This is a genomic window from Janibacter sp. CX7, assembly GCF_024362365.1.
Taxonomy (GTDB): Bacteria; Actinomycetota; Actinomycetes; order Actinomycetales; family Dermatophilaceae; genus Janibacter.
In genome coordinates this window covers 1,448,272-1,468,115 of record NZ_CP101464.1, presented here as the reverse complement: position 1 = coordinate 1,468,115, position 19,844 = coordinate 1,448,272, and the positions used below count along the sequence as shown (strand labels likewise).

At 71.7% G+C, this 19,844-nt stretch carries 14 protein-coding genes, 5 tRNA genes and 1 pseudogene; 5 read left to right on the top strand and 15 right to left on the bottom strand.

The annotated features are described in order from the left end of the window. Nucleotides 1-15: 15 nt before the first annotated feature. Nucleotides 16-309 (top strand): PRC-barrel domain-containing protein, encoded by a 294-nt coding sequence (locus NMQ01_RS07135; RefSeq protein ID WP_162786848.1) that lies wholly within the window; start codon nucleotides 16-18, stop codon nucleotides 307-309. A 72-nt stretch (nucleotides 310-381) separates the two neighbouring features. Beyond that, nucleotides 382-1,053, top strand: coding sequence for a GAF and ANTAR domain-containing protein (locus tag NMQ01_RS07130; protein WP_255186160.1), 672 nt, complete (start codon nucleotides 382-384; stop codon nucleotides 1,051-1,053). Nucleotides 1,054-1,070: 17 nt separating this feature from the next. Here the strand turns inward: NMQ01_RS07130 and NMQ01_RS07125 are convergent, their stop codons facing one another. Further along, nucleotides 1,071-1,676, bottom strand: a complete 606-nt coding sequence (locus NMQ01_RS07125) for a flavodoxin family protein (RefSeq protein WP_255186159.1) — start codon at nucleotides 1,674-1,676, stop codon at nucleotides 1,071-1,073. Between the two features lie 123 nt (nucleotides 1,677-1,799). Here NMQ01_RS07125 and NMQ01_RS07120 point away from each other — a divergent pair, with 123 nt between their 5' ends. Further along, a complete protein-coding gene (locus tag NMQ01_RS07120; RefSeq protein ID WP_255186158.1) occupies nucleotides 1,800-2,786 on the top strand; it encodes an aromatic acid exporter family protein in 987 nt (328 codons plus the stop codon). A 24-nt stretch (nucleotides 2,787-2,810) separates the two neighbouring features. Here NMQ01_RS07120 and NMQ01_RS07115 read toward each other — a convergent pair. The 6 genes and pseudogenes from NMQ01_RS07115 to NMQ01_RS07090 all read right to left on the bottom strand — a co-directional run bounded on the left by NMQ01_RS07115 (nucleotide 2,811) and on the right by NMQ01_RS07090 (nucleotide 12,726). Continuing rightward, nucleotides 2,811-5,037: pseudogene (locus tag NMQ01_RS07115) on the bottom strand (catalase). A gap of 34 nt (nucleotides 5,038-5,071) precedes the next feature. Further along, entirely contained in the window at nucleotides 5,072-6,559 is a 1,488-nt protein-coding gene (locus NMQ01_RS07110; RefSeq protein ID WP_255186157.1) for an FAD-dependent oxidoreductase, read from the bottom strand. A 15-nt stretch (nucleotides 6,560-6,574) separates the two neighbouring features. After that, nucleotides 6,575-8,611 (bottom strand): CocE/NonD family hydrolase, encoded by a 2,037-nt coding sequence (locus tag NMQ01_RS07105; RefSeq protein WP_255186156.1) that lies wholly within the window; start codon nucleotides 8,609-8,611, stop codon nucleotides 6,575-6,577. A 4-nt stretch (nucleotides 8,612-8,615) separates the two neighbouring features. Next, nucleotides 8,616-9,914 carry an acetyl-CoA carboxylase biotin carboxylase subunit family protein gene (locus tag NMQ01_RS07100; RefSeq protein ID WP_255186155.1) on the bottom strand — a complete coding sequence of 433 codons (1,299 nt, stop codon included), beginning with the start codon at nucleotides 9,912-9,914 and terminating at the stop codon, nucleotides 8,616-8,618. 62 nt (nucleotides 9,915-9,976) lie between these two features. After that, a complete protein-coding gene (locus NMQ01_RS07095) occupies nucleotides 9,977-11,368 on the bottom strand; it encodes a condensation domain-containing protein (RefSeq protein WP_255186154.1) in 1,392 nt (463 codons plus the stop codon). Then, complete coding sequence (locus tag NMQ01_RS07090; protein ID WP_255186153.1) at nucleotides 11,365-12,726, bottom strand: condensation domain-containing protein; 1,362 nt, start codon at nucleotides 12,724-12,726, stop codon at nucleotides 11,365-11,367. The genes NMQ01_RS07095 and NMQ01_RS07090 overlap by 4 nt, the downstream gene beginning before the upstream one ends. Before the next feature lie 192 nt (nucleotides 12,727-12,918). On the opposite strand from NMQ01_RS07090, the gene NMQ01_RS07085 reads away from it, so the two are divergent. Beyond that, nucleotides 12,919-15,132: an MMPL family transporter gene (locus NMQ01_RS07085; RefSeq protein WP_255186152.1), complete on the top strand. Its 2,214-nt coding sequence runs from the start codon at nucleotides 12,919-12,921 to the stop codon at nucleotides 15,130-15,132. A gap of 33 nt (nucleotides 15,133-15,165) precedes the next feature. Here the strand turns inward: NMQ01_RS07085 and NMQ01_RS07080 are convergent, their stop codons facing one another. The 8 genes from NMQ01_RS07080 to NMQ01_RS07045 form a co-directional block, all read right to left on the bottom strand. Then, nucleotides 15,166-15,705 carry a PH domain-containing protein gene (locus tag NMQ01_RS07080; protein WP_255186151.1) on the bottom strand — a complete coding sequence of 180 codons (540 nt, stop codon included), beginning with the start codon at nucleotides 15,703-15,705 and terminating at the stop codon, nucleotides 15,166-15,168. A gap of 52 nt (nucleotides 15,706-15,757) precedes the next feature. Further along, on the bottom strand, nucleotides 15,758-16,570 hold the full coding sequence (locus tag NMQ01_RS07075; RefSeq protein WP_255186150.1) for a hypothetical protein: 813 nt from the start codon (nucleotides 16,568-16,570) through the stop codon (nucleotides 15,758-15,760). Continuing rightward, a complete protein-coding gene (locus tag NMQ01_RS07070; protein WP_255186149.1) occupies nucleotides 16,567-17,127 on the bottom strand; it encodes a SigE family RNA polymerase sigma factor in 561 nt (186 codons plus the stop codon). The genes NMQ01_RS07075 and NMQ01_RS07070 overlap by 4 nt, the downstream gene beginning before the upstream one ends. Before the next feature lie 238 nt (nucleotides 17,128-17,365). After that, a tRNA-Val gene (locus NMQ01_RS07065) sits at nucleotides 17,366-17,440 on the bottom strand. Between the two features lie 27 nt (nucleotides 17,441-17,467). Next, nucleotides 17,468-17,538: transfer RNA gene (locus NMQ01_RS07060), tRNA-Cys, on the bottom strand. A 25-nt stretch (nucleotides 17,539-17,563) separates the two neighbouring features. Beyond that, a tRNA-Gly gene (locus NMQ01_RS07055) sits at nucleotides 17,564-17,636 on the bottom strand. A gap of 229 nt (nucleotides 17,637-17,865) precedes the next feature. Then, a tRNA-Val gene (locus NMQ01_RS07050) sits at nucleotides 17,866-17,937 on the bottom strand. A gap of 31 nt (nucleotides 17,938-17,968) precedes the next feature. Next, nucleotides 17,969-18,041 (bottom strand) — tRNA-Gly (locus NMQ01_RS07045). Between the two features lie 121 nt (nucleotides 18,042-18,162). Between NMQ01_RS07045 and NMQ01_RS07040 the strand changes: the two genes are divergently transcribed. After that, nucleotides 18,163-19,836 carry an acyl-CoA dehydrogenase family protein gene (locus NMQ01_RS07040; protein WP_255186148.1) on the top strand — a complete coding sequence of 558 codons (1,674 nt, stop codon included), beginning with the start codon at nucleotides 18,163-18,165 and terminating at the stop codon, nucleotides 19,834-19,836. Nucleotides 19,837-19,844: the final 8 nt, after the last annotated feature.

The window sequence follows — 19,844 nt, the reverse complement described above, 5'->3', positions numbered from 1 at the left end:
AAGACGTGTGAAGCCTTGGAGCGCTACCTCGGCCGCGAGGTGCACGCGGCCGACGGGACCCTGCTCGGGCGCGTCAGCGACGTCCTCGCGGACGCACGGGGCGGCCCCCCGGACTGGCTCGTCGTGCGCCTGGTCGGCCCGCTCCCCCGTCATCGCGCCATCCCGTTGCGGATGTCGATCGAGGTCACCGGGCGTCTGCTCGTCCCGACCTCGCGTGCGGCGCTCCGCTCGGCACCTGCGGTCCGTCCGGGCCGGGGCCTGACCGCACCCGAGGAGCTGCGTCAGCGCCGCCACTGGTCCGAGGGATAGGCATCCTCCCGACCGGAGCGGGTATGACGCCATGATGGAGCATGTCCGCACCACCAGAGGAGTCGTGAGCGCGTGAAGGATGCCGACCTGGCGCACATCGTCGAACAGCTGTCGACGGAGCCGGACGAGAGCTACACCCTGCAGCAGGTCGTCGACCAGGCGGTCGCCAACGTGCCCGGGTGCGACATGTGCAGCGTCTTCGTGCGCGACCGCAAGATCGTGCAGGTCGCGGCCACCACCGATCCGCGGGCCAGGGCCGTCGACGACCTGCAGTTCGACCTCGACGAGGGCCCCTGCCTGTCGGTGCTCAGGGAGCACGAGATCGCCTCCGTGCCGGACACGGACACCGACCAGCGCTGGCCCCGGTGGAGCTCGGGCGCCGCCGAGCAGGGCGTCCGCTCGTCGCTCAGCGTGCGGCTGGCGATCGAGGATCCGTACCTCGCCTGCCTCAACATGTACTCGTCACGGGTCGATGGCTTCGACGACGACGCCCTCGAGGAGTCGGTCGTCTACGCCCGTCTGGCCTCGGTCGCCCTGCTGCAGGCCCGGGAGATCTCCGGGCTGCGCAGCGCCCTGGGCAATCGTCTGCTCATCGGGGCCGCGCAGGGCATCCTCATGGAGCGCTACGGCCTGACGATGGGTCGGGCCTTCGAGGTGCTGCGTCGCCACTCCAACGACACCAACTCCAAGCTGCACGACGTGGCCCAAGGGGTCGTCGACGGCATCACGCTGCGCAGCTCCTGACGGCGTCCCCGCTGCCGTCAGCCGGGCGGGGCGGGGATGGGCTGCATGCGCAGCGCCCGGGCGACCGCCACGAGGTTCGAGGCCATCGTGCGGCCGGTCTTCGCCGACCAGTCGTGCTTGTGGTCGGTCTCGGTGTACGAGGGACCGGGTCCGGGACCCATGTTCCAGTAGGTCCACGCCTGACCGGGCACGGTGAAGCCGATGTCACCGAGCGCCCCGGCCACCTCGGCGATGACGTGGTGCGCGCCGTCCTCGTTGCCGGTGACGACGACACCGGCGATCTTGTTGTAGGCCACCGGGGTGCCGTCGTCGTGGGTCTCGGAGATCATCGCGTCGAGACGCTCGAGCACCACCTTGGACACACTCGACGGCTGGCCGAGCCACGTGGGTGTCGCGATGACGAGGATGTCGCTGGCGAGGACCTCGGCATGGATCGCCGGCCACTCGTCCCCGCTGCCCATGTCCGTCGACACGCCGTACGGGATGGAGTGGTCGACGACCCGGTGGACGCCCACGTCCACGCCATGCTCCTCCAGCGCCGAGATCACCACGTCGGCGAGCGCCTGCGTGTTCGACGGCTCCGGAGAGGCCTTGAGGGTGCAGTTCAGGACGAGTGCCTTCATGCCGCCGGACTACCCCCGGGGTGCTTCGACAAAACCCCTGGCCTCCGCCACGCCGTCAACGCCCCGGGGTGCGGCATGGGACCTGCCGCGTCGGGTAGGTGGACGCTGGCCGAAGGGAGAGCCATGCCCGCAACCGACGTCACCGTCCCTCGTGACGAGTGGCGCGACCGCGCCCGCGCGCGTGCCACCTCGCTCGTCCCGCCCCTGCGCTCCCCGCGCACCCGCTCCGACCTCGTCCAGATCCTCAAGGCCGTGCTCGCTGCCGTGCTCGCGTGGTACGTCGCAGCGCACCTGCTCGGGTTGACCGAGTCGTTCATGGCTCCGTGGACGGCGATGCTCACCGTGCACGCCACGGTCTACCGCTCCTTCACCCGGGGCGGCCAGGTCGTGCTCGCGTCGCTCGCCGGCATCGTGCTCGCCTACCTGGCCGTCGAGTTCGTGGGGCAGTCGCCGGCGGCCCTCGGGGTGGCCCTGCTCGACCGCGTCATCTGCACCGGCGTGAGCATCGCCCTCGGCGTCATCGTCAACTTCGTCGTGCTCGCCCCGCTCGACGACCGCCTCGCCCGCCGGGAGGTCGACGCCGTGCGCGCACAGCTCGGGGAGCTGCTGCGCGACATGGCCGATGCCCTGCGCGGCGACGGCGAGGTCGACCCGCTCGCCTGGCTCCGCCGCTCCCGTCGCGCGGAGGACCGGATCGGGCGTGCCCGGGAGTTGTTGCGGCACACCCGGGAGGCCCGCCGCGGCAACCCCCGCCGCCGCTCCCGTCAGCTGGACCCCGTCGCGTACGAGACCCTGCTGCTGCGCATCGACGAGGGCATCGCCCAGGCTCGGGCGATCGCCCGCACCGTGCAGCAATCGCCGCTCGAGCCCGCGCGGTGGGACGAGGACTTCTGCGAGATGTGGACGCAGCTGCTGTGCGACCTCGGGGAGCGGGTGGCCGACCCGCAGGCCGGGCTGCCGAGCCTGCAGCCACGGCTGCACTCCCTGACCCAGCAGATGTCCCGTGAGGACCTGCCGGAGGTCGAGTGGCCGGTGTACGGGGCGCTGATCAACAGCACGCGCAGCATCATCAACATCCTCGACGAGGTCCTCACCCGCCCGCAGGGGTGAGGACCTCGTCGGTGGACGCACTGGTCAGTCCTGCGGGGTGAGGCGCTCCCACGCACGGTGACCGCCGAGCAGCTCGAGGACCTCGCCCAGGACGCCGTCGGCGTCCTCGCCCACGACGACCCCGGGAGCACCGCCGGTGGCCAGGGCCGCGAGGGCGTCGCTGACCCGACCCCAGGCACCGATGGCCTTGCCGTGGCGGAATGCCTCGGCGACGAGCAGCTGGAGGCGCGGGTCGATCGCCGTGCTCGCCGACCCACCGGAGGGGTCGAAGGCGCGGGCGTCCGCGCCCGACTGCGGGTCGCTCGTCGCGGCCGGGGCTCCCGCGAGGAGCACGGCGTCGAACTCGACCGAGCGGGCCGTGAGGAGCGTGCGCTGCACGGGCACGGCGTCGTCACCGGAGCCGAGGACTCCCCCGACGGGTGCGATGACCAGCGGCACGAGGCCGCTCTCGTGGACCGACGTGCGCAGCTCGGCGAGCTCGTCGAGGTCCGTGTCCTCGTCGACGACGATCCCCACCGTCCGGCCGTCGACCGGCCACACCCCGCCCAGCTGCGACAGCGCCGGACTCGGCTCCAGCTGCGGCAGGTCCTGCCGCTGCGGCGTCTCCAGACCGAGGCCCTGCGCGACGCGCTGCGCGAGGTCGGCGTCGATCTGCGCCAGCGCAGCCACCTGCCGCTCACGCACGGCCTGCTCGTAGCAGCGCCCCAGCTCGAAGGTGTAGGCGGAGACGACGTGGCCCTGCTCGGTGGGCGAGAGGCTGAGCCAGAACAGGCGCGGTTGGCTGAAGTGGTCGTCGAAGGAGGCCGCCGCAGCTCGCGACTTCGGCCCGGACACCGGCTGCGGCACCTCGATGAGCGCACCGTCCTGCGTCCCCGCGTGGAAGGGGCACCCACCGTCCAGCGAGTTCGGTCGGTACGGGGCGACGCCGGTGTGGTCCCCGGTCTGGTGCATGCCGTCACGCAGCATGTCGTTGACCTCCGCGTGCGGCCGGTTGATGGGGATCTGCCCGAAGTTCGGGCCGCCGAGCCGGCTGATCTGCGTGTCGAGGTAGGAGAAGAGCCGGCCCTGCAGCAGCGGGTCGTCGGTGACGTCGATGCCGGGGACGAGGTGGCCGGGGTGGAAGGCGACCTGCTCGGTCTCGGCGAAGTAGTTCGTGGGGTTGGCGTCGAGACGCAGCCGACCGATCGGTTGGACCGGCGCCAGCTCCTCGGGCACGAGCTTCGTCGGGTCGAGCAGGTCGATGCCCTCGAAGGTCTGCTCGGGTGTGTCGGGCATGACCTGGATGCCGAGCTCCCACTCCGGGTACGCGCCGGACTCGATGGCGTCCGCGAGGTCGCGCCGGTGGAAGTCCGGGTCGGCGCCCGTTGACGAGCTGTGCCTCGTCCCACACGAGCGAGTGCACGCCGAGCCTGGGCTTCCAGTGGAACTTCACCAAGCTGGTGCCACCGTCCTCGTCGACGAGCCGGAAGGTGTGGACACCGAAGCCCTCCATCATCCGGAAGGAGCGCGGGATCGCCCGGTCCGACATCTGCCAGATCGCGTGGTGCTGGGCCTCGGTGTGCAACGAGACGAAGTCCCAGAAGGTGTCGTGGGCGCTCTGGGCCTGGGGGATCTCGCGGTCCGGGTGCGGCTTGGCCGCGTGGACGATGTCGGGGAACTTGATGGCGTCCTGGATGAAGAACACGGGGAAGTTGTTGCCGACGAGGTCGAAGGTGCCCTCGCTCGTGTAGAACTTCGTCGCGAAGCCCCGCGTGTCCCGGACCGCGTCGGCGGAACCCCGGGAGCCGACCACGGTGGAGAACCGGGTGAAGACCGGCGTCTCGACTCCGTCCCCGAGGAAGGCCGCGCGGCAGACCCCCTTCGCCGTGCCGTACCCGGTGAACGTGCCGTGCGCTGCCGCGCCGCGGGCATGGACCACGCGCTCCGGGATGCGCTCGTGGTCGAAGTGGGTGATCTTCTCGCGCAGGTGGTGGTCCTGCAGGAGGGTCGGGCCGCGTTCACCGGCCGTGAGGGAGTGGTCGGTGTCGCGCAGCCGGGCGCCCTGGGCGGTGGTGGGGTGGGCGCCGCTCTGGGCCCGATCTCCCTCGGCGCCGCTCGGTCGACCCGTCGGGGAGAAGGGGGCCACGGGTCGCTGGTCGGGCGACGGCGTCAGCGGCTCGCGGGGTTGCGTCGGCTCCTCGACGGTCGGTGTGCCAGAGCCCGGCGAGCCGGGGACGGGGATGTCGTCGTGGGGCTTGTTGGAGGTGCTCATGGATCTCTCCTCGGGGACGAAGGGGGCTCTGCGCCTACCCCTGCGGCTCCCCCGGTATGCGCCGTTGCGCCAGCGGACGTGACGCCGGCCCCTCGAGCACCTCGCCCGTCGCCGCAAAGCGCGACCCGTGCAGCGGGCAGTCCCAGGTCCGCTCCGCGTCGTTCCACTCGACGACCCCGCCCAGGTGCGTGCACAGTGCCGAGACCGCGCACGTGCGACCCTCGATCATGGCCCGGGCGACGGGGACGATCCCGTCGCGTCCGACCTCCCCTTCGCCTTCGGGCGGACGAGTGGGGCGAAGGGGGCGCACCGCCACCCCCGCGGCACCCGAGAGCAGGTCGAGACCGACGCGTGCGTTCATGCCGACGATGCGCGCGGCGGCGCGCGGACGGGTGATGCGCCGGTGGACCGGTCGCGACCACGACATGCTGCCGCCGAGGATGTCCGCGCTGATGTCGAGGGCAGCGGCGACGCCGCCGGTCATCCCCCACTTGTCGTAGCCGGTCGCGACGTGCACGTGGCCGAGGCCGCGCGGCATGCGGCCGACGAAGGGAAGGCCGTCGTGCGAGCGGTAGTCCTGGGCCGACCACGCGTGGGTCTCGACGGCATCGGGGAAGTGCACGGCGGTCCAGGCGCGCAGGCGCTCGAGGTGCTCGGCCTCGGAGCGGGTCCGGCCGACCGGGTGGCCCTCACCGCCGACGAGCAGGAGCGACCCGGGGGCGTCGCGCACCGACCGGGTCGGCCCGTCGGCGGAGATGAGCATCAGCTGCGGCGGGTCGGGGTGCTCGTGCGCGATCGCGTAGGAGCGCGAGGCGCTCACCTTGGCGAAGTAGCCACCGCGGTCCAGCACCGGCGTGCCCGTCGCGAGGACGATGTGCGCGCACCGGGTCCGACCACGGGTGTGCCGCACGACCGGCCGCAGCGGCGAACCCACGCCGGTGACACGGGCGCCCGTGACGACCCGCCCTCCGTGGGCGCGCAGGTCCTCGACGAGCGCGGTGAGCAGGTCCATGGGATCGAGCTGCGCCTGGTCGTCGAGGACGACTCCCCCGGCGTGCTCGAAGGGCACCGGCAGGTCGCGCGCCCAGTGCACGGGCAGGCCGAGGCGTGAGGCGGCGTCGAGCTCCTCGCGCGCCCGCTCGAGGCCCTGACCACGGTCCGGTGCGTAGGTCACGGCAGGACGCACCTGGTAGGGCACATCGCGCTCCTCGCAGTAGCGCAGCAGCCAGTCGCGCCCCTCGCGGTTGCCCTCGACGTGGGCACCGACGACCTCCTCCGACTGGTCGCGCAGCAGCCGCGACCACCGGGTGCCCTGCAGCACGGACACCTTGGCGGTGCTGTGGCCGGTCGTCACCGCCCCGACGTCGCGCGCCTCGAGGACGACCACCTGGCGCCCCGCGCGGGCGAGCAGGAGCGCGGTCACGAGCCCGGTGATGCCGGCGCCGACGACCACGTCGTCGCACCGCTCCGGCGGGTCGTCCGAGGTGATCTGCGGGCGCGAGGCCCGCCACAGGGAGGTCATGATGGTTCCTTCGTCTCAGACGAGGTCCCGGGGGATGACCCGGTCCCAGCTCTCGGCGTGCACGCGTCGGTGGCCGCGCGCCTCGTCCAGCTCGTAGGCGTCGAGGTCGGCCCGGATGACGAAGTCGTCCTCGGTGCACGTCAGGACCGTGCTCGTCACGACCTCGGTGCGCCAGTCCCCTCGCTCGAGACGGCGCACCGTCCGGGTCTCTCCGCGCACGGACGTCACGTCGTCCCAGCGGAAGGAGTACCACTCCGTCGTCGACCTGCGCACGACCGTGCCGGTCTCCTCGATGCGGAAGGCGCCCTGGTCGTTGACGATCTCGAGCGTCGAGACGTCCGTGGCCAGGTCCCTGGTGACCCGCCAGTCGTGCTCGCTCGGCTCGAGGACAGTCGTCTCCAGCTCCGGCGCCATGACCGGCTCGTGGAAGGGGGATGCCCTCCCGTCGTCGTCCTGCCGCGGCCTGATCGGCACCCGCAGGACGCTGTCGGCCGGGTGGATCGTCAGCTCTGCCGAGCGCGGCGCCGGCCACACGAGCGGCCAGTACGACGTCGAGATCGACAGCCGCAGCCGGTGCCCGGCCGGGAAGGAGTGGGCCACGCCGTTGAGCTGGACCTGCACGTCGTAGCGCTGACCCGGCACGAGCGGCTCGGGGCTGCTGCTCGAGCTGCGGTGGGTCAGGTTGAGCACCCCGTAGGTGATCCGCGTCGCCTCACCCGTGGGCGCGACGTCGGACAGACGCACCGCGATCTGGGCGACCGGTTGGTCCGCCGAGAGCGAGACGTCCAGTCGCGGCAGTCCGAAGACCTCGGTCACCTCCTCGAGCGGCGCCCCCTCCCACACGAGGGCGCCCCCGTCCTCCTCGCGCTGGTCGTACGGCAGGTCGGGCACGGCGGCGTACGAGGCCCACTTCCCGGCGAACATGCCGACGCTCAGCGGTGACCGCAGCGTGAGGGGGGTGCCATCCCCTTCGCCCTGGTCGCCCTGGGCGAGGCTCGCCCGGGTGAGCCGCAGCTCGCACTCGGTGATCCGTGGCGACGGCCAGGTCTCCTCGGCGACCCAGCGACCGGGCCGCTCCTCGTACGACGCGCGCGGCGGGACGCTCTCCTGCATCCACGCCCGCAGCGCCGGCTCGTCGTCCAGACCGGTGTCGCGCCCCTTGAGCCAATGGTCCCACCACCGCACGAGCTCTTGGAGGAACCCGATCTCCGGACCCGGGACGCCCAGGTGCGGGTACTTGTGGCCCCACGGGCCGATGAGCCCGTGGCAGGGCACCTCGAGGTGCTCGAGGAGGCGGAAGATCGCGTTGGTGTAGCCGTCCGCCCATCCTCCGACGGCCATGACGGGGCACCGGATCGTGGCGTAGTCCTCACTCACCGAGGCGGGACGCCAGTACTCGTCGCGGCGCTGGTGGCTCAGCCAGGTATCGAGCCACAGGCCACTGCCCCGGAGGCGCTCGAGCCACATCTCGCGCCACGCGTCACCGACGATCTCGGGGTCCGGCGGCAGGCTGTTGAAGGCGAGCATCACCGTCGCCTCGGACAGGTTGTCGCCGAGCAGGCAGCCGCCCATGTAGTGCATGTTGTCGACGTAGAGGTCCTCCGTCGCCGACGCGCTGACGATCGCCTTGAGCGCAGGGGGCTGCCGTGAGGCGACCTGCAGGCTGTTGAACCCGCCCCACGAGATCCCCATCATCCCGACGTTGCCGTCGCACCAGTCCTGCTCCGCGGCCCAGGCGATGACGTCCTCGGCGTCGGAGAGCTCCTGCTCGCGGTACTCGTCGACGAGGACGCCGTCGGAGTCACCGCTCCCCCGCAGGTCCACCCGCAGGCAGACGTACCCGTGGGCGGCGAGGTAGGGATGGTTGACGGAGTCGCGACCTCGGGTGAGGTCCCTCTTGCGGTAGGGGATGTACTCGAGGACCGCCGGCAGCGGCCCCACCTCTCCCACCGGCCGCCACACCCGGGCGGCGACCCGGTGCCCGTCGCGAAGGGGGATGAAGACGTTCTCCTCGGCCTCCACCTCGTGGGGGACCTGGGTGTCGATCTTCATACGGTCATGCACTCCTCTCGTTGCAGTCCTCCAGCTCAGGCCGGAGTCGCTGCTCGATGTCGTCGATCCGCTCCTGCAGGCTCTCACGGTCGGGTGCGCCGAGATAGACGAAGGCGAGCATGTAGCGGTAGGAGTCCTGGTGCGGTTGGTCGGAGAGCCGGTCCCCCGGGGTGAGGCGTAGGTCGACGACCGTCCCGGGGTACTTCTCGCTGACCTGCCGCAGGGCCTGCTCGTCGGGCACGGAGCGCACGATCGCGTCGTGGTCGTGCGCCATGTAGTACTGGGCCGAGACGGCGTACTCGCCGCCACCCTCGGGCATCCGCGGTGCGTGACCGAGGGCGACGTCGACGGCGACCTGGTGGTTGGACCGACCGTCGACGAGCGCGAAGAGCTCGCTGTGCGACTGCGAGATGCGCGTGTTGACCTCGATGAGACGCAGCTGCTCGCGCTCCTCGTCCCACATGAACTCGGAGTTGAAGCAGCCGTCGTCGAAGCCGATGTGCTCGAGGAGCCGCCCGGTCACGTCGATGGCCTGCTGCTGGACGTGGTCGGGGACGGTGGCCGCCGGGTAGTCGATCCGCTCGATGCTCACGCCGTTGTCCCTCTTGTGCATGTCGACGACGCCGTGCACGGCGTACTGCCCGCGCGAGACGCTGCCCTCGGGGGCGAACTGGGTCCCCCGGATGATCTCCTCGGCGAGGCAGGCCGAGCCGCCGAGGTCGCGCAGCTCCTGCGGCAGGTCGACGCGCCCGAGCACCTGCTCGAAGGCGTCGCCGACGTCGGTGATGTCGGCGCGGATCTCCTCCAGCGCCTCCTCGAGGTCCTCCTCGCTGCGGATCTCGAAGCCGAGGCTGGACGAGTGTCCCTTGATCGGCTTGACCCAGTACGGGAAGTCGAGGTCGATCTGCTCGGCCACGTCGTCGGTGAAGGGGTCGAAGGCGACGAAGCCGGGCACGACCTCCGGGACGCACCGACGCTGCTCCAGTCGGCTCCAGTACTTGTGCTCGCACTTGAGCAGGCTCGTGAGGGACGGGGCGGGCAGCCCACGCTCGGTCGCCAGGACGGGCCCGAGGACGGAGGTCGGGAAGTCCCAGTGGGTGACGATCGCATCGACGCTGCCGTCGAAGGCGTCGAGCTCGGCGCGGGAGCGCTCCAGCAACGCGTCGAAGTCGATCTCCTCCGTCTCCACGAGCGCCTCGTGGTCGAGCAGGCCGTGGAACTCGAGCGGCCCGTCCTCCCGGACGGTGTCGAGCTCCTCCCGCTGTCGGTCGGTCAGGCCGAGGACGAAGACGTGTGTGTTCATGCACGGGCACTACCCGCTCCCCCGCTGACAACACCTGCTGGGCTCGGCCCCCGTGGAGGTCGTCAGAGCAGGGCGCGCAGATGCTCGCCGGCCCGGGCGAAGAGGCGCTGCACGCTCTCCTCGGCCTCGGGCGTACCGGGCAGCAGGGCGAGCACGTGCATCGCCGACGCCTCCCGCATGACCCAGGCGGTGACATTGCTGTCCCGGCCCCCGCGCGAGACGAGCACCGCGTCGGCGTCGCCCCACGTCGCCGCGCCGGGCAGGTGACGCAGGTCCATGTACGACAGCATGAAGCGCTCCCCGACCTGCGAGAGCTTTGTGCCGAGGGTCTGCTCGACGACGTCGTAGACCTTCCGCGCCGGCAGCGCGGACGCCCCGCGCGCCTCACGGAAGGACTGCCGGACGCGTCCGGCCACCTCGACGAGGTCTCCCTCGGCCACGTCGACGTGCACCGGCATGACGTTGATGAACCACCCGGCGGCGAGCAGCCACTCCGGGGCGTCGCGGGTGTGCACGGGGTTGAGGAAGCGCAGGCTCTGCGCCCCGCCCAGCTCGCGCGCGGCCACCCCGACCGCGGCGTAGACGAGCTGGGTGGTGCGCGCGCCGAGCCGCTCGGCGACGAGGTCGAGGGCCTCGGCCTCCTCCCCGGTGAGCAGCGGCTCGTGGTAGCGCTCGAGCTCCACGGGCTGGTCCGCAGTCGTGCCCAGGGGCAGCGGGAAGCGGCCCAGCTCCTCGTCGCCGGCGAACCAGAAGCCGGCCCAGGCCGCGAGCGCGGGGTGGGTCAGGTCGATGTCGGCGGTGCGCTCGCGCTCGGCCTGCGCGAAGTCCATGAAGTCACCGACCGGCGGCAGCTCGATCGCCTCTCCCCCGGTCTCCTCGCGGTAGATCGCGTCGAGCTCGAAGAAGACGAGGAAGAAGGAGAACCCGTCGGTGTAGCTGTGGTCGAGCCCGAGGTAGAGGACCGTCTCGTCCTCGGCGACGACGGCCCGGAAGCAGTAGCCGATGCGGCCCAGCGGGTTGCAGCCGGCCCGGAAGTCGTCGCTCACCCGCGCATTGACGTCCGCCGCGGCCACACTCCCTTCGCTCCGGGGCTCGAAGGCGATGTCCTCCGGCGCGAGGTCGACCCGGGCCCAGCCGGTCGGGCGCTGCTCGTCCCGGGTGAACCACCCGCGCATGACGCCGTGCCGACGCACCCACCGCGTGATCGTGCGCGCGAGGGCGTCGGCGTCGAGGCGCCCGGGGATCCGGTAGGTGAAGCCGAGCCAGATGTCGTCCTGCTCGCCGGTCTCGCTCGTGTCGGAGCGCAGGTCGAGGTGCGCCGCCTGCATGTACGAGGGCTGCCGGTCCCCCGGCGTCGCCGTGGCGATCGCACGCTCCATCCCGGCGGTCGGCACGAAGGAGAGGTACTCGCCGCCGACCGTCTCGCGGTCGGTGATGCGCTGCATCTTGATCATGCGGACAGCTCCTGGTGGACGAAGGGGGCGGATGTCTCGACCTCGACGAGCCGGGCGAGGCGTGCGGCGACGCCGTCGAGCCAGTCGCGGCTGCCCGGGGCGAGCGGCAGCCGGGTGACGAGGCTGACGCCCTCGGGCAGGATCGTCAGCCACAGATGGGTCTGGCTGCTCGGCGGGACGTCGCCGAGCAGGATCCCCGCCTCGAGCGGTCGCCACCACTCGTGCCCCTCGACCCGTGACCCGTCGATCGTCGACAGCACGACCTGGGGGGCGACCGGCACGTCGAGCACCCTGTGGACGAGGCCGAGCGGGAGCGCTGCGGCCGGCGCGGACGCGCGCCACCTGTCGACGGCGGCAAGGACCCAGTCGCGGGAGGAGGCGCCCGACGGCATCCTCAGGCCGAAGGGGGCGACCCCCGCGAACCACCCGACCGACTCGGTCCACAAGGCGGAGGGCCGCCCGTGGGTGGAGACCATCACGTGCACCTCGTCGCCCATCGCCTGCATGAGCAGCGCGGTCCAGAGCATGCCGGTCGGGATGCCCTCGGCGGCGTAGAGCAGGTCGAGGGTGGCAGCGACGTCGCCGTCGCAGATGTCGTGGCGCACGAGGTCGTGCTCGTAGCGGCCCTCGGGGTCGATCCCGGACGCAGCGGGGGCACCCGGCACCGACCCCCCGGCGAGGAAGTCCCGCCACGGTCGCAGGCGCGCGTCGTCGTCGCCCAGCCCGTCACCGACGGCACGCTCGAGCATCGTCGTCTCGACGTGGCTCGGGGAGGTGTGCGGCTCGTGCAGGTCGGCGACGATCGCGGTGTGCAGTCCGGCCAGGGCGCCGACCGCGGCGTAGGCCGACAACCCGTCGAAGGTGATGTGGTCGAAGGCGCCGTGCAGGACGTGGCCGCCGTCGACCTCGACGGTGAAGATGGCGAAGGCCGGCGCCGCGCTCGGGCGGCACCGGGTGTGGAACTCGTCGACGAGGAGCGCGCGCAGTGCCTCCTCGTCGTGGTCGCCGAGCGCGGTCGCGGTGACGTCGACGGCGTCGGCCGGCAGGGTCCGCCGACGGATGCTGCCGTCGTCGAGGGTGAGACGGCTGCGCAGTGACTCGTGCTGTCGCACCCAAGCGGTCAGGGTGGCGCGCACGCTCTCCGGCGTCGCGTCCGGGAGCAGCACCGAGAACCCGATCCACGCCGACCAGGGGGCCGTGCCGTCCGGGTCCTCGCGCAGTCGGCCCTGCTGGTCGAAGCTCGCGGGACGCGGGTCGGTGGGTTGCTCGCTCCAGCGTGCGAGCGTCGTGACGTCGAGCTCCCAGCGGGTGACGTCACCGCCTCGCAGCTCCTGGTCGGCCAGCGTGCAGGGGATCATGCAGGCCTCCTGGGGTCGGTGAGGTGCGGTGCAAGCGTCGCAGCGGAGCGCAGGTCTCGCGACCGCTCCCGGTGTGATCTGGACCTCCCTCGGCGTCGCGAATCCGCTTGTGCCGCAACGGATCCGCGCCACATCGTGAGCAAGGCCGGCCGCCGGGACGCCCGGGGCTCGCCCGGGTGGCAGGCTGACCCGGTGACCAGCCGAGACCGCCGCACCCTCCTGCACCGACTCGGCTCCGGCACGGCCAGGCACCCGTGGGCGATCGTCGGGGCCTGGGTCGCACTCGTCGCGGCCTTCTTCGCGCTCGCGCTCGGCGGGGTCACCGGCGAAGGTCTCTTCGACCGGCTGCACAGCGGCGAGATGACCACACCCGGCGAGGCCCAAGAAGCCCGGGACCTCATCACGGACTCCGGCGGTAGCGAGCTGGCCAGCGACACCCTCATGGTCTCGGGGTCGCCGGCCACCGACCCCTTCGTCCGCCGTGGCGTCGCCGAGCCCCTCCGCCGGATCCACGAAATGGACGGGGTCGCCTCGGTCGTCAACCCGCTCGTCCTCGACGGCGGCGTCAAGAACCCCCGTGCCGAGCCGCTCGTCGTCGACGAGCCCGGAGACCGCCGCTACGGGTTCCTCACCGTCGTCGAGTACGACAGCACCCTGAACGACGACGAGCTGGCGAAGGTGCGACGCGACGTCGACGTCCAGCTCGACCAGGTCGTCCTCGGCTCCCAGGGCACGAGCAGCCAGCGCGGGAGCGTCGCCGACCTCGTCGACGAGGTCGTCGGCCAGGTCGGGACCGACATGAAGGTCGGCGAGGGCATGGCCCTGCCGATCTCCTTCATCGTCATGGTCCTCGTCTTCGGTGGCTTCCTCGCCGCGGGCATCCCGATCGCCGGAGCCATCGCCTCGATCGGGGGCGCCCTCGCCTCGTTGTGGGGCTTCTCCCACCTCATCGACCTCGACGCGACCGTCGTCAACATCGTGAGCGTGCTGGGGCTGGGCCTGTGCATCGACTACGGGCTGCTCGTCGTCTCCCGGTTTCGCGAGGAGATGCGCGACCTCCTCGACGGCCAACCGCTCGGCGCGGACGCGCGCGAGCTCGTGGTCGAGGCCACCGGGCGCACCGTGGACCGCGCCGGACGCACGGTCGTCTTCTCAGCGGTCACCGTGGCCATCGCGCTGTCCGGTCTGCTCTTCTTCCCCACCGTCTTCATGCAGGCGGCAGGCGCCGCGGGCGTCTCGGTCGTCGTCCTCTGCCTGCTGGTGGCCGTCACCCTCGTGCCCGCGATCTGTGCCCTGTCGGCCCGCCGCCTGCTGCGTGGCCGCACCGACCGCACCTCCGACACCGGCGTCTTCGCCTCGCTCGCCGGCGGTGTGCAGCGCGCCCCGTGGCTCGTCGTCGGTCTCGTCCTCGCCGCACTCGTCGCCATGGCCCTGCCCGCCACCCGCATGGAGGTCACCTCCTCGGGTGTCGAGCTGCTCCCGGCCGACAACGAGCAGCGCACCTTCTTCGAGGACCTCGGACGCGACTACCCCCTCCTCGCCTCCCCGGACCTGCAGGTCGTGACCACGGCGGAGGCGGACGAGGTCAAGGACTGGGCGAAGGGGGATGCCCGCGACCTCCCCGGTGTCGAGTCCGCCGAGGTGGTCACCATCGGCACGCTCGACGGGCAGACGGTCCGCAGCGTCGACCTGCGCACGTCCGACGGTCCGCTCGGGCCCGGCACGCGCGACCTGGTGACGCACCTGCACGAGGAGCGTCCCCCCTTCGACGCCAAGGTCGGCGGCCAGGCAGCCGACCTCGCCGACTTCACCGGCTCGATCGCCGACACGGCACCGCTGGCCATCGGCACGGTCGTGCTCGCGACCTTCGTCCTGCTCTTCCTCATGACCGGCTCGGTCGTCGTCCCGATCAAGGCGCTGCTGATGAACATCGTCTCGCTGGGCGCATCGCTCGGCGTGCTCGTCTGGGTCTTCCAGGACGGCCACCTCGAGGGGCTGCTGGGCTACGACTCGGTCGGGGCGGTCGAGGTCTCGATCCCGGTGCTCGTCCTCGCCTTCGGGTTCGGGCTGTCGATGGACTACGAGGTCTTCCTGCTCTCGCGCATCGTCGAGCTGCACGAGCGCGGCCACTCGACCAACGAGGCGGTCCGGCTCGGCCTGCAGCGCTCGGGCAAGATCATCACGAGCGCCGCGCTGCTCATGTGCATCGTCTTCGGAGGCTTCGTCCTGGCGCGGGTCCTGGCCGTCAAGGAGACCGGCGTCGCCCTCGTGCTGGCGATCGTCATCGACGCGACCCTCGTGCGCATGCTGCTCGTCCCGGCGACCATGTCGGTCCTCGGCGAGTGGAACTGGTGGGCGCCGCGGTGGATGAAGCGCCTCCACGCGCGGTTCGGGATCACCGAGTAGGTCTTGCCGGCCGGCTCCGGACGCCGGAGCCGGTCACCGCCGGCGGCGCGGCTCCGTGGGCGGCCACTCCCCGTCGTCGCTGCCGTCGTCGGCGGCGAAGAGCAGGTTCTGCAGCTCGACCTGGACCTGCTCGACGTGCGGCACGTCGGTCAGCTCCATGCCGGCCTTGTCCGTCGCGTCGGAGATGATCAGGGTGCCGCAGCCGAGCATCCGGTCGAGCAGGCCCTTCTCGACGGCGACGTCGTTGATCCGGTAGATCGGGATGTCGCGACCGTGCTTGGTGAGCAGGCCGTAACGGTGGCTCACCCTGCGGTTGGTGAAGACGTAGTGGGTCGACCGCCAGCGCCACAGCGGTAGGAGCACCCCGACGACGGCGAGCAGGAACGCGACGACCCCCACGACGAGCGTGATCCAGCCAGCCTGGTCGGAGTCCCGCGTGAGCATCGCTGCGGCGACGACGACCGCGACGAGGACGACGAGGGTCAGCAGCGGCTGGATCAGCGCCTTCCAGTGCGTGTGCATCTCGAGGCGGATCTCCTCGCCGTCGGAGAGCTGGCTGTCCTTGAGGCCCATGGGTCGCATCCTGCCACCGGACGGGACGTCGCGGCAGGATGCGACCCATGGGTCAGCCCTGCTCCGGCGGCTCGGTGAGCAGTCGGGTGATGAGGTCCTGGACCGAGGCATCGGTGACGCCCGGACCGCTGCCGTCACTGGGCACGAACCGGCCCGCGCCCTTGAAGCTCGACGCCCACACGATCAGGGCACCGTGCGACTGGTCCTCCTCGACGATCCACAGCTGGTCGATGTCACCCTCGGTCTGCAGGCCGCGGTCGATGTCGAGGACGCGGGCCGTGACCTCCTCATCGCCGACCTGCCACGTCGACTCGCGCTCGGTCAGCGTGCCCTCGTTCTTGTTGAGCGCCACGAGGCGGTCCGCCTGCACGTTCGTGCTGACCGAGACGGTGATCTCGCCGACGATCTCGGGGGGCTTGGACCCCGAGCGGTCGCGGTAGACGGTGACGAGCGACTCGTAGGCGCCCATCGTCGTGCCCTCGCCGTCGCCCGTCGGCGACGGCCCGTACTCACCGATGTGCACCGTCGTCGTGCCGCCGACGACCTTTTCGTCGACCCAGGCGTCGATGACGTCGGGGTCGCAGGTGGCCGGGGCCAGCGTGCACCCGCTCATGGTGGCGGGCGCGGCGGGGGCGACAGGCCAGTCGGACCGCGGCATGTTGGCCAGGCCCAGCCCCACGACGCCGGCGACGATGGCGACGCCACCGGCCACCGTTCCCGCGGTCGCGACGACGGCACGTCGGCGGTGCCGTCGCGCGCCGGTCACCGTGGCCTCGACATCGATGCTCGGCGGCATCGCGTTGAGCTCGGCGAGCAGGCGGGCAGCGAGCTCCTCGTCGGACGGCTGCAGGACGGTGCGGGTCATCGCTGGGCTCCTTGGGTGAAGACCCGGCGTGCTGCCGGGTGGGTGGGTGTGGGGGCGTCGGCGGGACTCGCGAGGGCCCGGCGCAACCGGGCCAGCCCCTCGGCCGATGCCGACTTGACGTTGCTCTCGCTCGACCCGAGGACGCGCGCGACCTCGGCGACCGGCAGACCCTCGACGTGGCGCAGGACGACGACGAGACGCTGTCGGGCGGTGAGCGTGCTCAGGGCCGCGTAGAGGCCGGGGGTGTCGTCGACCTGGCCGTAGCCGCGCTCGGCGAAGGCGGTCTCGGGCAGGATCTCGAAGGAGCGCTCAGACCGGCGCCAGGCCCGTCGACCGCTGTCGATGAAGGCCCGCACGAGCACGGTGCGGGCGTAGGCCATGGGCGGCTCGTCGCGGCGCTCGATCCGGCTCCAGGCGCCGCACATCTTCTCCAGCGTGGTCTGGACCAGGTCGTCGGCGTCGTGGCGGTCGCCGCAGGCCGCGAGGGCGATGCGGTGCAGCTGCGGGATGGCCGCACCGGCGAACTCCCTGAAGGCGTCCACCTCGGTGTCCTTCATGCTCTCCCCTTCTCCGGTTGCTCTCACCAGACATCACGGTGCAGCCCGCCGATCGGTCGGTCCCCACGACGATCTTTGCGGAGCGAGGGTGCGCACGGGACGCTGGAGCACGACAACGGCCCCGGTCCGCGGACGGATCGGGGCCTGTCTGGCTGACGTGGGAAGAATCTGCTTCTAGAAATACGAAGTCCCTGCCGCACCAGCGGACAGGGACGGCTTCTGGGAAACACAAAGTCCCTGGTGGGCGATACTGGGTTTGAACCAGTGACCTCTTCCGTGTCAAGGAAGCGCGCTACCGCTGCGCCAATCGCCCGGGGTCATGCAGGTGTCTGCATGGTCGAGGTGGAGACGGGATTTGAACCCGTGTAGACGGCTTTGCAGGCCGTTGCCTCGCCTCTCGGCCACTCCACCACCGAAGGTGGTCTTCAACCTTCTGAGCGGATGACCGGGCTCGAACCGGCGACCTCAACCTTGGCAAGGTTGCGCTCTACCAACTGAGCTACATCCGCACGCCCCGCCAGGTCGCGTTGTAACGCGGGGCACGAGGAGAAACATTAACCCATGGCCCCCGAGACTCCCAACCCGGCCCGGACGGCGCGCCGCCACCGGCGCCGGCCCCCTCCCGAGGCCCACGTCCGAGCACGACGAAGGCCCCGGACCGCTCACGCAGTCCGGGGCCCTCGCCATGCTTTTGGAAACACAAAGTCCCTGGCCGCGCCAGCGGACAGGGACTCTCGGTGGGCGATACTGGGTTTGAACCAGTGACCTCTTCCGTGTCAAGGAAGCGCGCTACCGCTGCGCCAATCGCCCGGGGACGGCGCCACCGGAGTGGCGCCATCAGAGCGGATGACCGGGCTCGAACCGGCGACCTCAACCTTGGCAAGGTTGCGCTCTACCAACTGAGCTACATCCGCACTCGCTGTCGGCATCTCTGCTGACCGCGCTGAGCGAGAGTAGCCCAGAGCGAGGCCAGATTCCAAACCGAGGGTGAACGCTGCCGGGATCCCTGTCCGTCGCTGGCCGTATCGTGCGGTCATGCCGACGCACGAGGTCACCAACCAGGTCCCGCCCTACGGGGGTCACGACGTCTTCGCGAGCGATCCCGTTGTCGCACAAGGTGTCGAGCGGTGGGTTCCCACGGAGCACCTCGCCGGGGCCACGAGGGACCTGTCCGCGCTCGGTCGGCTCGCCGGGTCCCCCGAGGCCGCCGAGCTCGCCGACCGGGCCCAGCGCAACATCCCCCGCCTCGTGACCCACGACCGCTGGGGCCACCGCATCGACGAGGTCGAGTTCGACCCCGCATGGCACGCGCTCATGGGCCACGCGACCGCCGCGGGCCTGACCGCCGTGCCGTGGACCCGACCGCAGGGCAGCGGGGCCCACGTCACCCGCGCCGCCGGCTTCCACACGTGGAGCCAGGTCGAGCCGGGGCACATCTGCCCGATCACCATGACCAACGCGGCCGTCCCCGCCCTTCGCCACTCCCCCGAGCTCGCCGAGCGGTGGACGCCCAAGCTCGCCTCCCGCGACTACGACTTCGGGCTGCGCGAGGTCGGGACCAAGGCCGGGGCGATCGCCGGCATGGGGATGACCGAGAAGCAGGGCGGGTCCGACGTGCGGGCCAACTCCACCCTCGCCGTGCGCACCCCCGGCGGCCCGCTCACCGGCGAGACCTACCGACTCACCGGGCACAAGTGGTTCTGCTCCGCCCCGATGAGCGATGTCTTCCTCGTCCTGGCCAAGACCTCGCCCGAGGCCGCGCCGAGCTGCTTCCTCGTCCCCCGGGTGCTCGAGGACGGGACGCGCAACCCCTTCGCCCTGCAGCGGCTCAAGGACAAGCTCGGCGACCGGTCCAATGCCTCCTCCGAGATCGAGCTCGACGGCACCTGGGGCGCGCTCGTCGGCGAGGAGGGGCGCGGGGTCCGCACGATCATCGACATGGTCTCGGCGACCCGCCTCGACTGCGTGCTCGGCTCCGCCGGCACGATGCGCACGGCCCTGACGCGGGCGGTCCACCACACCCGCCACCGTCGGGCCTTCGGCGCGCTGCTCGTCGACCAGCCGCTGATGCGCAACGTGCTCACCGACCTCGCTCTCGAGTCGGAGGCCGCGACCCTCCTCGGGATGCGGCTGGCCCACGCCGTCGACGAGGGCGAGACCGAGCTGACCCGCCTCGGCGTCGCCGTCGGCAAGTACTGGGTCTGCAAGCGGACCTCCCCCTTCGTCGCGGAGGCGCTGGAGTGCCTCGGGGGCAACGGCTACGTCGAGGAGAACGGCATGGCCCGGCTGTACCGGCAGGCGCCGCTCAACTCCATCTGGGAGGGCTCGGGCAATGTCAACGCGCTCGACGTGCTGCGCGCGATCGGCCGCGAGCCGGCGTCGCTCATGGCGCTGCTCAAGGAGGCCTCGGTCGCCCGGGGCCGGCTCACGACGCTCGACACCGCGCTCGACGAGGTGGAGCGCGACTGCGCCGGGCTCGCCGCGCTCGACGGGGTCGAGGCCGCCACGGGCGCCCGCCGGCTCGTCGAGCGGCTGGCCCTGACCCTCCAGGGCAGCCTCGTGGTGCAGCACTCGCCCGCCGAGCTGGCCGAGGCCTTCGTCGAGTCGCGGCTCGGCGGGGCGAAGGGAGACAGCTTCGGCACGCTCGACGCCGGCCTCGTGGCCGCGGCGGGCCCCGCCGCCATCGAGCGCGCCTCGGTCACCGCCTGACCCGAGTC